The following is a 503-nucleotide window of genomic DNA, read 5'->3' as shown; positions in this document are numbered from 1 at the left end:
GTCCCGTTCGGCCTGCACCGAACCCCGGCGCGCCGGCCCGGCGACCCCGTCGTCGCGCACTCGCTGCCCTGCCATCCGCGTGCCTCCCCGTCCGCTCCGGAGCCGCCCCGGCAGCGCACCCCAAAGCTACGTGTGCACACGGGAGTAATTGAAGGCACAATCATCCTTCGGCCGGGCTGTTGGTCCCGATGTTCTCCCTCGTTCACACGTCACGGCCGGAAACTGACCGCCGGAAACTGACCGGGCGTCAGGCCTGCAGCGAGGCCAGGGTGAGCACCGTGATGTCGGACGGGGCGCCGACCCGGACCGGCGGGCCCCAGGCCCCGGCGCCCCGGGTGACGTAGAGCTGGGTGTCGCCGTACCGCTCCAGACCGGCCACCGTCGGATTGGCCAGCTCGGCCAGGTAGTTGCCCGGCCAGAGCTGGCCGCCGTGGGTGTGCCCGGAGACCTGCAGGTCGATGCCGTACCGGACGGCGTCGTGCACGGTCACCGGCTGGTGCGAG

The 503-nt window shown here is 72.2% G+C and carries 1 pseudogene; it reads right to left on the bottom strand.

Going from position 1 to position 503, the window contains the following annotated elements:
• Nucleotides 1-247 precede the first annotated feature (247 nt).
• A pseudogene (locus ABD323_RS45800) lies at nucleotides 248-503 on the bottom strand (metallophosphoesterase); the annotation flags it as partial.

This window comes from Kitasatospora nipponensis (assembly GCF_039528135.1).
In the GTDB taxonomy this organism is placed as follows: domain Bacteria; phylum Actinomycetota; class Actinomycetes; order Streptomycetales; family Streptomycetaceae; genus Kitasatospora; species Kitasatospora nipponensis.
Note: the sequence above shows the minus strand (reverse complement) of the source record. Positions and strands in the feature narration are given on the sequence as shown.